The 12,520-nt window shown below is 65.0% G+C and carries 12 protein-coding genes; 7 read left to right on the top strand and 5 right to left on the bottom strand.

The window, feature by feature from the left end; translation table 11 throughout:
* Window positions 1-10 precede the first annotated feature (10 nt).
* The 3 genes from Q8R73_RS11715 to Q8R73_RS11705 are packed head-to-tail and all read left to right on the top strand — an operon-like array spanning window position 11 to window position 2,574.
* Window positions 11-715 (top strand): ABC transporter ATP-binding protein, encoded by a 705-nt coding sequence (locus tag Q8R73_RS11715; RefSeq protein ID WP_305719706.1) that lies wholly within the window; start codon window positions 11-13, stop codon window positions 713-715.
* A gap of 24 nt (window positions 716-739) precedes the next feature.
* Window positions 740-1,612 (top strand): branched-chain amino acid ABC transporter permease, encoded by an 873-nt coding sequence (locus Q8R73_RS11710; protein ID WP_305719705.1) that lies wholly within the window; start codon window positions 740-742, stop codon window positions 1,610-1,612.
* Window positions 1,609-2,574, top strand: a complete 966-nt coding sequence (locus Q8R73_RS11705; RefSeq protein WP_305719704.1) for a branched-chain amino acid ABC transporter permease — start codon at window positions 1,609-1,611, stop codon at window positions 2,572-2,574. Before Q8R73_RS11710 ends, Q8R73_RS11705 begins: the two co-directional genes overlap by 4 nt.
* Before the next feature lie 321 nt (window positions 2,575-2,895).
* On the opposite strand, the gene Q8R73_RS11700 is transcribed toward Q8R73_RS11705, so the two are convergent.
* Window positions 2,896-3,753 carry a VOC family protein gene (locus Q8R73_RS11700; RefSeq protein WP_305719703.1) on the bottom strand — a complete coding sequence of 286 codons (858 nt, stop codon included), beginning with the start codon at window positions 3,751-3,753 and terminating at the stop codon, window positions 2,896-2,898.
* Between the two features lie 124 nt (window positions 3,754-3,877).
* On the opposite strand from Q8R73_RS11700, the gene Q8R73_RS11695 reads away from it, so the two are divergent.
* Window positions 3,878-5,182 carry an FAD-binding oxidoreductase gene (locus tag Q8R73_RS11695; RefSeq protein WP_305719722.1) on the top strand — a complete coding sequence of 435 codons (1,305 nt, stop codon included), beginning with the start codon at window positions 3,878-3,880 and terminating at the stop codon, window positions 5,180-5,182.
* 10 nt (window positions 5,183-5,192) lie between these two features.
* Here Q8R73_RS11695 and Q8R73_RS11690 read toward each other — a convergent pair whose 3' ends face one another.
* The 4 genes from Q8R73_RS11690 to Q8R73_RS11675 are packed head-to-tail and all read right to left on the bottom strand — an operon-like array spanning window position 5,193 to window position 10,281.
* Window positions 5,193-6,830: an ABC transporter ATP-binding protein gene (locus Q8R73_RS11690; RefSeq protein ID WP_305719702.1), complete on the bottom strand. Its 1,638-nt coding sequence runs from the start codon at window positions 6,828-6,830 to the stop codon at window positions 5,193-5,195.
* The gene (locus Q8R73_RS11685; RefSeq protein ID WP_305719701.1) at window positions 6,827-7,657 is read right to left on the bottom strand and encodes an ABC transporter permease; all 831 of its coding nucleotides are present in this window, start codon (window positions 7,655-7,657) and stop codon (window positions 6,827-6,829) included. The genes Q8R73_RS11690 and Q8R73_RS11685 overlap by 4 nt, the downstream gene beginning before the upstream one ends.
* Window positions 7,658-7,661: 4 nt before the next feature.
* Window positions 7,662-8,639, bottom strand: a complete 978-nt coding sequence (locus tag Q8R73_RS11680; protein ID WP_305719700.1) for an ABC transporter permease — start codon at window positions 8,637-8,639, stop codon at window positions 7,662-7,664.
* Between the two features lie 25 nt (window positions 8,640-8,664).
* The gene (locus Q8R73_RS11675; RefSeq protein ID WP_305719699.1) at window positions 8,665-10,281 is read right to left on the bottom strand and encodes an ABC transporter substrate-binding protein; all 1,617 of its coding nucleotides are present in this window, start codon (window positions 10,279-10,281) and stop codon (window positions 8,665-8,667) included.
* A gap of 399 nt (window positions 10,282-10,680) precedes the next feature.
* Here Q8R73_RS11675 and Q8R73_RS11670 point away from each other — a divergent pair, with 399 nt between their 5' ends.
* From Q8R73_RS11670 to Q8R73_RS11660, 3 genes are all read left to right on the top strand, one after another.
* Window positions 10,681-11,439, top strand: coding sequence for a peptidase (locus Q8R73_RS11670; protein WP_305719698.1), 759 nt, complete (start codon window positions 10,681-10,683; stop codon window positions 11,437-11,439).
* A gap of 19 nt (window positions 11,440-11,458) precedes the next feature.
* Window positions 11,459-12,223, top strand: a complete 765-nt coding sequence (locus tag Q8R73_RS11665; RefSeq protein WP_305719697.1) for an SDR family oxidoreductase — start codon at window positions 11,459-11,461, stop codon at window positions 12,221-12,223.
* A 175-nt stretch (window positions 12,224-12,398) separates the two neighbouring features.
* The coding region (locus Q8R73_RS11660) for a Na+ dependent nucleoside transporter N-terminal domain-containing protein (protein WP_305719721.1) at window positions 12,399-12,520 on the top strand (122 nt) is incomplete at its 3' end.

Genomic DNA, 12,520 nt, shown 5'->3' with positions numbered 1-12,520 from the left:
GAGCGCGCGGATGCTGGAACTGAAATCGATCGACGCGGGCTACGGCACCTTCCAGGCGCTGTTCGGCGTCAGTCTCGACGTCAAGGCGGGCGAAGCGGTCGGCGTGATCGGCCCCAACGGCGCCGGCAAGACCACCCTGATGCGGGTGATCTCCGGCCTGATCCGGCCGCGCGCAGGCTCCATTTCGATGGAAGGCACCGACATCCTGAAGACGCCGGAGCATCGCATCGTCAGCCTCGGCATCGCGCATGTGCCGGAGAACCGCCGGCTGTTCCCCCGTCTCACGGTGGAAGACAATCTCAAGATGGGTGCCTTCATGCCGGAGGCGCGGGCCCGCTTCGCCGAACGGCTGGAATTCGTGTTCGACCTGTTTCCTCGCATGAAGGAACGCCGCCACCAGATGGCCGGCACCATGTCGGGCGGCGAGCAGCAGATGTGCGCGATCGGCCGCGCGCTGATGTCCGACCCGAAATTGCTGCTGCTCGACGAGCCCTCGGCGGGCCTGGCGCCTGTCGTGGTGCAGCAGGTGTTCGAGCTGGTGAAGCGAATTCGTTCCGGCGGCCTTACCGTGCTGATCGTCGAACAGAACGTGCAGCAGGTCTTGAAGGTGGTGGACCGCGCCTATCTGCTGGAGGCGGGCTCGATCCGCGCCTCCGGCAGTTCGGAAGAGATGCTGGCGAACGACTCGATCCGGCAGGCCTATCTCGGCGTCTAGATTTTTGGAGTGGGGATACCAACGATGACGGACATCTTCGACATCTACCTGCTCGAAGCCATGGTGAACGGCATCCTGCTCGGCGGCGTACTGGCGCTGCTGGCATTGGGGCTGAACCTGATCTTCGGCGTCATCGACGTGACGTGGATCTGCTACGCCGAGCTGGTCATGATCGGCATGTACGGCATGTACTATCTGGTCCAGTATTTCGGACTGTCGTATTACCTCGCCGCGCCGATCACCATCGTGATGGTCGCAGCCCTCGGCGCGCTGCTGCACCTGCTGGTGATTGCGCCGCTGCTTTCGGCGCCGCCGATCAACCAGCTGCTCGCCACCGGCGGCGTGCTGTTCGTGCTGCAGAGCTTTGCCACCGTCGCCTTCGGCATCGACTTCCGCAACCTCGGCATCCGGCTGCCGGTGCTGAAATTCGCCGAGATGCATTTCAGCTATTCCCGCCTGCTGGCGTTCGCCGCGGCCCTGATCGGCATGACGCTGGTCTATTTCTTCATGAAGAAGACCTATGTCGGCACCGCGATCCGCGCCATCTCGCAGGATCGCCAGATCATGGCGCTGATGGGCGTCGACACCCGCCGGATCTATCTCATCACCTCCGCGCTGGGCGGCGCGCTCGCCGGCCTCGCCGCCTGCCTGCTGGTGCTGCAATACGACATCCATCCCTTTGTCGGGCTGTCGTTCGGTCCGATCACCTTCCTGATCGTGGTGCTGGGCGGGCTCGGCAACTTCGTTGGCGGCTTCGTGGCGGCGTTCGTGTTCGCCGAAATCATCTCGCTCGGCGGGCTGTTCTCCGATCTGGAATGGGGTTACGTGCTGGCCTTCGCCTTCTTCATCGTCATGATGTTCATCCGGCCCGCCGGGCTGCTGGCGAGGCGCTCGTGAACATACGTCAACTGTTGCCCTGGATCGCCGGCGCGGCGCTGATCACGCTGCCCTTCGTCTATCGCGATCCGTACCATCTGCACATCCTGATCCTGATCCTGATCTGGTCGTTCGCCTATACGTCGTGGTCGATGATGGGCCGCTTCGGCCTGGTGTCGCTGGGCCATGGCGGTTTCATGGGCGTCGGCGCCTATGTGACGGCGCTGCTGTGGAATCATCTCGGGGTCTCGCCGTGGATCGGCATCCCCATCGCGATGGTCGCCGCCGCGGTACTGGCCATGATCGTGGCCTATCCGTGTTTTCGTTTCCGCATCACCGGCCACTATTTCGTGCTCGTCACGCTGGCGCTGTCGGGAATCGTGCTGCAGGTGATCACCGCGACCCGCGACTACACCGGCGGGTCGCTCGGCTACACCCCCGACCGCACCAAGGGCAGCCAGCTCTGGGCGCTGCAATTCGACGACAAGGTCACCTGGTACCTGATCGCGCTCGGGGTCTGGGCCGCGGGCCTGGCGATCTGGAAATGGGTCGACCGCAGCATGGACCGCTATGCGCTGGAAGCGATCTCCGAGGACGAGGATGCCGCGGCGGCGGCCGGCGTCAACGTCACCTGGGAAAAGCTCAAGATCACCGTGATCTCGGCGCTGATGACCGCGCTCGCCGGCGCGCTCTACTGCCAGTACCAGATGTTCATCTCGCCGGACACGGTGAGCGGCATTGCGGTGTCGCTGCAGATGGTGTTCGCCGTCATCGTCGGCGGCCTCTACGTCTCGCTCGGACCGACGGTCGGCGCCATCATCACCATCCTGCTGGCGGAAACCCTGCGCATCGGCTTCGGCACCAAGGCGGTCGGCTGGGACAACCTCGTCTATGGCGTGCTGCTGGTGGTCTTCATCATCTTCCTGCCGAAGGGCATCCTGGGCAGCATCATCGACAGGGTGAAGGCGGCGCGGAGGGCGTAGTTACCCGTCGTCGCGACAGCGCCGCCTATCCCTCTCCGTCATGCCCGTAGGCGGGGCATCCAGTAAACGCAAGCCTGGCGTTTCGAACCGGGAGGCCGCGGCGTACTGGATCGTCCGCCTTCGCGGACGATGACGGTGGAAAAGCTCGGTGGCCTGGAATGACGGTCGAGGGCCGCCCATTCCTCTCCGTCATGCCCCGCGAAGGCGGGGCATCCAGTAAACGCAAGCTTGGCGTTTCGAACGAGAGGCCGCGGCGTACTGGATCGTCCGCCGGAGCCTGTTATCGGGCGGCCATTCGGCCGACCCGTTGGCGGACGATGCTTATGCCCCGACGAAAACCAGCAGCGTGCCGTTGGCTGCGGCCGGCCCAACACATACCGCATCGGCACTGCGGACAGCGGCAGCGCCAGCCGCCTTTTCCGCGACTGCAAGATCGGATGTCGCGATCACCAGGCCGGCGCCGCCGCGCTCGGGCAGCGCTTCCAGCGAGACCCCGGGATAGCGCCGCGACAACTGCTCCTTCGTCAGCATGACAAAATCGGCGCGATCCGAACCGGAGGGCACCGCGACCGCGCCATCCGCCTCGGCCCTGACCTCGCGGTCGATCATTCGTCCGAGATGCGCGGCATCCTTGGCGGGCTCGGTCGAGACGACGAGAACCTGCTTCAGCCGTCGGGCGCCGTTGGCGTGTTTCATCAGCTCGGGAATCCAGACGGTTTCCCGGGTCTTGTGCTGGCAGGCGAAGATGCGAACGCCTGCCGGCGCCTCCTCGATCGGCCACTGGAATATCCTGAACTTCGCCGCCGACAGCGTGCCGTCGGGCATCGTCACCGGGCGCTCGAAGTCGGTCGGCCCGAGCGCGGTATAGCCGCGCGCGGTGATTTCCTCGGCGCCGGCGGCTGAATCGACCGCCGTGAAGGCGATTCGCTCGACGCCCTCACCGCGTTTGGCGAGAAATGCCCGCGCCGGCGCATTATGCTCGGTCTCCACCAGCACGCCGAGCAGTTCGATGTAGTCGGGGTCGAGCATGATGGTGTAATTGCCCGATCCCATCTTGGCGCTGTGGGTGCCGCGCGGCGATATGGTGAAACCGAGCCGCTTCCAGTTCGCGGCGGCGGCGTCGAGATCCCTGACCATGACCACGGCATGATCGATTCCGATGACATTCTTGAGCGGCACTCTGCTGTTTCCCCGGCATGAATTGGGCTCTAAGCTAACCAGATCGATCCGGCGGCTGCAAGGCAACGAAGTCCGCAACCAAGACCGCAACGAGGCCGCGCCGGCGGCAAGGAGAAGCATGACGATGGAAAGCGCAAAGGTCCGCTGGCCCGACTCGCTGTGGGCGGCGGCAACGCCTTCAGGTCCGGAATTGCCGGAACTCTCGGGAACCGCTTCAGCCGACGTCATTGTGATCGGCGGCGGTTTTACGGGTCTGTCGACAGCGCTGCATCTGCGCGAGGCCGGCGTCGACGTCGCCGTCGTCGAGGCCATGGAGCCGGGCTGGGGCGCCTCGGGGCGCAACAACGGACAGGTGATTCCGACCCTGTCGCGGCCCGATCCCGAGGACATCATCGCAAAGCACGGCGCGGTGGGAGAACGTTTTGTCGCCCTGCTGCGCGACAGCGCTTCCACGTTGTTCGATGTGGTCAGGCGCTACCAGATCCAGGCCGAGCAGGAGCAGGCCGGCTGGGTACAGCCTGTGCATTCGCCGGGGCGTATCAAGATCGCCGAACGGCGGGTGCGGCAATGGTCGAAATTCGGCGCCGATGTCGAGATGCTGTCGCGCGATCAGACCCGCGCGATGCTCGGCTCGGAGGCCTGGTTCGGCGGCTTCTGGAACAAGACCGGCGGCCATATCAACCCGCTGGCGCTGGCGCGCGGCCTCGCCCGCGTCGTGCTGGAGCAAGGCGGCCGGATTTACGCGCGCTCGCCCGCGATGTCCTTCGAGCGGCGGGGCGACCGCTGGGTGGTCAGGACCGAAAAGGGCGAGATCAGCGGCCGCGCCCTGATCGTGGCGACCAACGCCTATACCGGCGAATTCTCCAAAACCCTGTTGCCCGATATCGCCCACGAAGTAATGCCGGTATTGTCCTGGCAGATGGCGACCCAGCCGCTGTCCGAGGCGGCCCGCAAGACCATCATCCCCGGCCGGCAGGCGATGTCGGATACCCATGGCGAACTCTATTTTGCGCGCTACGACGCCCGCAACCGGCTGGTGACCGGCGGCGCCGTGATCGGCCCCGGCAACAAGGTGGAACGGATCAAGCAGCGCGTCGGCGAGCGCCTGCAGCGGTTATGGCCGCAGATCGGGCCGGTCGCATTCGATTATGTCTGGAACGGCTATGTCGGCATGACCACGGACTTCCTGCCGCGCATTCATCGGCTCGGTCCCGCCGCCTATGGCTGGACCGGCTGCAACGGCCGCGCCGTCGCGCTGTCGATCGCGCTCGGCGACGAACTCTCCAAGGCTGTGCGCGGCACCGCCGAGGCCGATCTGGCGCTGCCTTTCACCGAGCCGGTCCCGATTCCCGCGCATGGCCTGCTGCGCAAGCTGGCGCCCATGATGCTGATGGTCTACCGGCGGCGCGACGCGCGCGAAATCGCCTGAGGCGGCGCCGTCAGGTGAACACCGACGTCTCGTGCTTCCTGGCGAATTCGCCGCCGGGAATCGAATCCAGCAGCGCCCGCGTGTAGGGATGCTGCGGATTGCCGAACACGTCGCCGGCCAGCCCGTGCTCCACCACCTCGCCATCCTTCATGACCGCCACGAGATCGCAAATCTGCGCGGCGACCCGCAAATCATGGGTGATGAACACTATGGAGAGGCCCAGCCGCTCGCGCAATCCCGCGAGCAGCTTCAGGACCTGCGCCTGTACGGAGACGTCGAGCGCCGAGACCGCCTCGTCCGCGACCAGGACTTCCGGCCGCAGCGCCAGCGCACGCGCGAGCCCGATGCGCTGGCGCTGGCCGCCGGAGAATTCGTGCGGAAAGCGGTCGCTGGCCGATGGATCGAGCCCGACCAGCGCGAACAAATCCTTGGCGTCGGCGATGGCCTGCGCGCGCGGGGTGCCGTGCACGATCGGCCCCTGGGCGACCAGTTCCGCGGCCTTGCGGCGGGGGTTGAGCGATGAAAACGGATCCTGGAACACCATCTGGATATGACGGGTCTCGCGGCGAACCTGTTCGCGCGTCAGTTTTGCCCAGTCCTTGCCTTCGAGCACGATGGCGCCCGCATCGGGATCGATCAGCCGGACGATGCAGCGGGCCAGCGTCGATTTGCCGGATCCGGACTCACCGACAATCCCGAGCGTCGCGCCGCGCGGCAGTTTCAGCGAAACGTTCTTCACCGCATGCGTCACCCGCGCGCCGCGCCCGAGAAATCCGCCGGTGCGGAATGTCTTGGACACGCTGTCGATGGTCAGGATCATCTGGTCCGACAGCGTTCGCGGCGGCGGCGCCGTCAGCGGCGGCACCGCCGCGATCAGCTGTTTGGTGTAGGGATGTTGCGGGCGGTAGAGCACCTCGGCGGCATCGCCCTGCTCCACGATATGACCGTGCTGCATGACCGCGACGCGGTCGGCGATCTCGGCGACGACGCCGAAATCATGGGTGATGAACAGCACCGCGGTCTTCTTGCGCTTCTGCAATTCCCGGATCAGCGTCAATATCTGGGCCTGCGTGGTGACGTCGAGCGCGGTGGTCGGCTCGTCCGCGATCAGCAGCCGCGGATCGAGCGCCAGCGCCATCGCGATCATGGCGCGCTGGCGCTGTCCGCCCGACAATTCGTGCGGATAGGCCTTTGCCGCACTTTCGGGATCTGGGATGCGCACGTCTTCGAGCAGCGCCAGCACCCTGGTGCGGATGGCGGCGCTCGAAAGTTCGGTGTGAATCGAGAACATCTCGCCGATCTGGTCGCCGATGGTACGCAGCGGATTGAGCGCCGTCATCGGCTCCTGAAAAATCATCGCGATTCCGGCGCCGCGCACGGCGCGCATCTCGGCCGGTGTTGCGGCGGCGAGGTCGCGGCCTTCGAACATCACCCGGCCGGCATCGATGCCGACCTCGTTCGGCAGCAGCCGCATAATGGCGTTGGCCATCACCGACTTGCCAGAGCCGGACTCGCCGACCACACACAGGATTTCGTTGGCGGCAATCGAAAGCGACGCGCCGGACACCGCATGCGAGCGGTCCGCGCCTTCGGGCAGCCGCACGCCAAGTCCCTCGATGGTCAGGATGGTCGGGGATGCAACGTTCATCGCCCCTTGAGCCTCGGGTTGAGCGCGTCGTTCAGCCCCTGCCCGACCAGCGACACCGCCAGTACCGTGACCAGGATCGCGATGCCGGGGATCGCCGAGACGTACCATTGCACCCGCAGCACGTCGCGGCCGAGGCCGATCAGATTGCCCCAGGAGGCGACGTTGGGATCGGAGAGCCGGAGAAACGCCAACGCGCTTTCGAGCAGGATCGCGACCGCCATGATGACGCTGGCATAGACGATGATCGGCGGCAGCGCATTGGGCAGGATCTCGCCGAGGATCAGCTGGATATCCTTCATGCCCAGGGTGCGCCCGGCCTGCACGAATTCGCGGTTGCGCAGCGACAGGAATTCGGCGCGGGTCAGCCGGGCCGGCGCCGGCCACGACACCACGCCGACGGCAATGGTGACCGTGGTCAGGGTCGAGCCGAACACCGCGACCAGCACCAGCAGCAACACGAAATTCGGCAGCGTCTGGAACGCTTCGGTGATGCGCATCAGCACCGTGTCGACCCAGCCGCCATAATAGCCGGCGAAGGCGCCGATCAGGATGCCGATGGCAATCGCAATGAGGGTGGCAACCCCGCCGATCAACAGCGAAATCCGCGCGCCATACAGGATCTGCGCGGCGATATCGCGGCCGGAATTGTCGGTGCCGAGCAGGAAGCGCGGATTCGAGAACGGCCAGATCAGGGGACGCCCGGCCAACGCCAGCGGTTCGCGCGGATAGAACCAGCTGGCGCTGAGCGCCATCGCCACCACGAACAGCAGCAGAACGAGGCCGGTGACGGCGGCGGGACTGCGAAAATATCGTTTGACCGCGTCCACGGCGTCAGCCCTCCGCCGAGATGCGCGGATCGAGCCGGGCATAGACCAGGTCGACGGCGAAATTCACGATAATGACGAGCAGCGCCGAGACGAAGACGATCCCCAGCAGCGTATTGAGGTCGCGCTGCACCACGGATTCGTAGGCGAGACGGCCGAGGCCGGGCAGCGAAAACACGCTCTCGACCACGACAGAACCACCGAGCATGGTGCCGGCCTGCAGCCCGATCAGCGTCACCATCGGCAGCAGCGCGTTGCGCAGCACGTGGCGGATCACCACCCGGGTCTCGTCGAGCCCCTTGGCGCGCGCGGTCCGGACGTAATCGAGGTTGAGCACCTCGAGCATCGAGGCGCGCATGATGCGCAGGTAGATGGCAAGGAAGATCAGCCCGAGCGTCAGGGTGGGCAGGACGAGGTGGCGGGCGATGTCGAGCGTGCGCCAGATGCCGGTCTGCAACGCGCCGATATTCTCGAAGCCGCCGGCCGGCAGCCACTGCAGATAGATCGAGAACACCACGATCGCCATCAGCCCGAACCAGAACGACGGCGTGGCGTAGAAGATCAGGCCCAGAATCGAGATCAATGTATCGGGCCATTTGTTGACGCCGCGCGCGGCGATGACGCCGAACACGATGCCGAAAAAGAAGGCGAACGACAGCGACGCGGTCATCAGCAGGATGGTCGGCGGCAGCCGTTCCAGGATGACCGACGCCACCGGCTTGCCGTAGATCGAGGAGAAGCCGAGGTCGAGCCGGACCAGGCGCCAGAGGTAATTGCCCAGTTGCGCCGGGATCGAGAGATCCAGCCCGTAGAATTTTCGAAGTTCCGTCGCGGTGGCGGCGTCGCCGCCGCCCATCTGCGCCATCATGGCGTCGACGGTGTCGCCGGGCGCGAACTGCAGCAGCAGAAATACGCCGATCAGGATCAGCGCCAGCGTGGGAATCGAGGCGGCCAGACGCCGCCCCGCAAGTCTCAGGATGCGCATCGGGCCAACTTGCCGGAGTTTGCGGTCACGCGGAAAGCCAAAGATCGTGCCAGCTCGACGAGCCCCAGCGCGGCGTATTGGAGTGGTTGCGCGCCTTGGCGCTGATCACCGTCACGAAGATCTGCTCGATCGGCATCCAGACCGGAATCTCCGTGTTCACCTGCTTGACGAACTCGGCATACAACGCCTTGCGCTTGGCCGGATCGACCTCGGTCGCGGCGTCGTCGATGGTCTTGTCCACCGCCGGATCCTGCCATCCCCACTGGTTGGTCCAGGGCGCGCCCTTGGGCTGGCCGGAGCGGTACCACACCGTGGTCGAAACCGCGGGATCGTTGCGGTACTGGTGCCAGCCGGTGGCGAGATCGAAGGCGTGCTCGTCATAGACCTGCTTGAGGAAGCCGCCGCCGTCGTTGCGCACGATCTCGACCGTGATCCCGACTTCGGACAGCGACTGCTGGATGAAGGTCGACCACAGCGAGATGTCCTCGCCCCATGGCGCCGGCAGCAGGCGCAGCGAGAAGCGGGTTCCGCCGGAGCCGGCCTTGTATCCGGCTTCGTCGAGCAAGGCCGCCGCCTTGGCCTTGTCATAGGGATATTGCGGCGTGCCGGCGCCGGGATAGAAGTCGGCCGACGTCGAGGGAATCGGCCCGGTCCCGAGCTTGGCGAAATCGCCGAGGAAGTTGTCGATGAAGAACGGCACGTTGATGGCGTGCGCGACGGCGCGGCGGACGCGGATATCCGACAGCTCCTTGCGACGGAAATTGAACTCGATGGTGTTGGTCCGCGCGTTGCCCTCATTGCCCTTGGTCGAGACCACGAAGCGCTTGTCCTTGGACAACCGCGACATGTCCGAAATGGTGAGCCCGGAGAACGGGCTGTAATGCAGTTCGCCGGCCTCCATCTGCGCCGCCGCCGCTGCGCGGTCGGTGATGACGCGCCAGACGATGCGATCGAGATAGGGCGCGTTGGGACGCCAGTAATCCGGATTGCGATCGGCCATGACGTACTGGCCGCGCTCGTATTTGACGAACTTGAACGGACCGGTGCCGACCGGCGCGAGATTGACCGGGTTCGGCCGAATGTCGCCGGATTCATAGAGATGCCTGGCGGAGATATAGCCGAGGTCCGGCAGCGCGCGCAGCAGCAGGTTGAGCGGCATCGGCCGCTCGTAACGGAAGACCGCGGTGTGCGCGTCGGGCGTGTCGACGGCGGTCAGGAACAGTTGCAGCGTCGAGCCATAGTTCAGGATTTTCTTCCACATGTTCATGGCGGTGAACGCCACGTCCGCCGAAGTGAAGGGTTTTCCGTCGTGCCAGGTGACGCCCTTGCGCAGCTTGAAGGTGACGGTCTTGCCGTCGGGCGAGGACTCCCAGCTCTCCGCGAGCACGCCGACCGGTTTGCCGTCGGCGTCGAGATCGACCAGGTTTTCCTGGATCTTGCCCGAGATGATGTAGACGCCGGTGGAGGCCTGGATGCTGGGGTTGAGCTGACGCTGCTCGGCGCCGTAATGCACGTTGAACACGCCGCCCTTGCGCGGCGTTTCCTGCGCAAAGGCCCGCAGCGGATTCATGACATTGGCGGCAATGGCAGCCGACGTCAGCAGCGCGGTGCGGCGATTGATCGCCAGACGTGTAAAATCCATCGAAAGCCTCCTCAGCGTGGCATCTTTGCAGGCCGGCGGTTCGGGGCCCGGATGCGCATGGCCGGAGGCTACGACACAAGCGCGCACGGAGTCATTTCCTAATCAGGCTGCCGCGGAAAATTACCTGCTGATGTTGTGGGCCAGCCAGCACAATCCTTCGGCAACCACGCGGGGCGAACTCAGTTCCCGGTTTGCAGTTTGTGCGTGACATTCAGTCCCGGAATCCTTGGCGCGCACCCCGTTCCGGATTTGACGGATGGTTGCTGGTTCGAACTCGGTTGCGCCAAGCGGTTTGAAGGCAATTGCGGAGGTATTGAGGGGGAATTGGGGTTGGATGCCCCCCTGAAATTGGCTACTAGTTCCCCGCCGATGGTCTCGGCTGGTGTCTGGGGACGGTGAATGACCTATTGCTGCGGAGTGCTGGTGCGGGACGGGCTGGTCATGATCGCCGACACGCGGACCAATGCCGGGCTCGACAACGTCTCGACCTTTCGCAAGCTGCATATCTTCAACAAGCCGGGCGACCGCATCATGGCGATCGCCAGCGCCGGCAACCTGGCGATCAGCCAGTCGGTGCTGTCGACCCTGACGGAGGGTCTGGAGGACCCGCACACCGGCGATATCGAGACCCTGATGAACGCGCCCACCATGTTCCAGGCGGCGCAGCGCATCGGCCGCGCGATCCGCGCCGTCAACGCCACCGAGGGCGAAGCGCTGAAATCCGAGGACCTCAAATTCGACGTCTCGGTCCTGTTCGGCGGCCAGATCAAGGGCTCGCGGATGCGGCTGTTCATGGTGTACCCGGCCGGCAATTTCATCGAATGCACCACCGACACGCCCTATCTGCAGATCGGCGAGCACAAATACGGCAAGCCGGTGCTGGACCGCGCCATGCATTACGACGTCGAATTGTACGAGGCGCTGAAGACCAGCCTGATCTCGATGGATTCGACCATGCGCTCCAATCTCGGCGTCGGGCTGCCGATCGACGTGCTGGTGGTGCGCTCGGATGTCTGCGACGCCGATCTCAACCACCGTATCGAGGCGGGCGAGCCGTATTTCCACGATCTGCGCTCGCGCTGGTCGGCGGCGTTGCGCGCGGCGCATCAGAATATTCCGAAACCACCCTACAAGACCGAAGCACAACCAAAAACATAAAAGGCGAGGAAACAACGAAATGGCCGAGGCAACAGACAAGATCGCGGTGGTGACCGGTGCGGGCACCGGGGTGGGGCGCGCGGCATCGCTGGCGCTGATGAATGCCGGCTTTACCGTGGTGCTGGCGGGGCGGCGGATGGACATGCTGCAGGAGACGCAGAAGCTCGGCGACAATGTCGGCAAGAGCCTTCCCGTCTCCGCCGACATGACCGATCCCGGATCGATCGCAGCATTGTTCGCCAAGGTCATGGAGGTCTACGGCCGGCTCGATTTGCTGTTCAACAATGCCGGTATGGGCGCGCCGCCGGTGAATTTCGAGGATCTCAGCCTCGAACAGTGGCAGGCGGTGGTGAACACCAACCTGACCGGACCGTTCCTGTGCACCCAGCACGCCTTCCGCATCATGAAGGACCAGACCCCGCGCGGCGGCCGCATTATCAACAACGGCTCGATCTCGGCGCATGCGCCGCGGCCGTTTTCGTCGGCCTATACGTCCACCAAGCACGCCATCACCGGATTGACCAAGGCCACCAACCTCGACGGCCGCATGTACGATATCGCGGTCGGCCAGGTCGACATCGGCAATGCCGCGACGCCGATGACCGATCGCATGGTCGCCGGCCCCGGCGTGATGCAACCCGACGGCACCATGAAGCACGAACCGCGGATGGACGCCAAGGCGGTCGGCGACGCCGTCGCCTACATGGCGAGCCTGCCGCTCGACGCCAACGTGCTGTTCATGACGGTGATGGCCACCAAGATGCCGTTCGTGGGACGGGGGTAAGGCAGGCCGTCATTGCGAGCGCAGCGAAGCAATCCATCTATCCAGCAAAGAGAGAATGGATTGCTTCGTCGCTGCGCTCCTCGCAATGACGACCTGGAACGTCAGCGTCACCGCCACTATCGGCATTGCGCACCCGATCGCCCTGCCCCCATAATCCCCCGGCCTCGGGGGAATCATGCTTCAGCTGCAATCGGCGTTCGGCGTGTTCGCGTTGCTGGCGATCGCATGGGCCCTCAGTGAGAACCGCCGCGCGGTATCGCCCCGACAGGCCGCGATCGGCCTTGCCGTCACCTTCCT

The organism is Bradyrhizobium sp., from assembly GCF_030697065.1.
GTDB lineage: Bacteria > Pseudomonadota > Alphaproteobacteria > Rhizobiales > Xanthobacteraceae > Bradyrhizobium.
This window is presented reverse-complemented; position numbering and strand designations above follow the sequence as displayed.

Bases quoted from the DNA above. Each gene is read 5' to 3' on its own strand.
- Q8R73_RS11710 (WP_305719705.1), top strand. From the start codon at position 740: ATGACGGACATCTTCGACATCTACCTGCTCGAAGCCATGGTGAACGGC.
- Q8R73_RS11690 (WP_305719702.1), bottom strand. From the start codon at position 6,830: ATGAACGTTGCATCCCCGACCATCCTGACCATCGAGGGACTTGGCGTG.
- Q8R73_RS11680 (WP_305719700.1), bottom strand. From the start codon at position 8,639: ATGCGCATCCTGAGACTTGCGGGGCGGCGTCTGGCCGCCTCGATTCCC.
- Q8R73_RS11670 (WP_305719698.1), top strand. From the start codon at position 10,681: ATGACCTATTGCTGCGGAGTGCTGGTGCGGGACGGGCTGGTCATGATC.
- Q8R73_RS11665 (WP_305719697.1), top strand. From the start codon at position 11,459: ATGGCCGAGGCAACAGACAAGATCGCGGTGGTGACCGGTGCGGGCACC.
- Q8R73_RS11695 (WP_305719722.1), top strand. From the start codon at position 3,878: ATGGAAAGCGCAAAGGTCCGCTGGCCCGACTCGCTGTGGGCGGCGGCA.
- Q8R73_RS11675 (WP_305719699.1), bottom strand. From the start codon at position 10,281: ATGGATTTTACACGTCTGGCGATCAATCGCCGCACCGCGCTGCTGACG.
- Q8R73_RS11715 (WP_305719706.1), top strand. From the start codon at position 11: ATGCTGGAACTGAAATCGATCGACGCGGGCTACGGCACCTTCCAGGCG.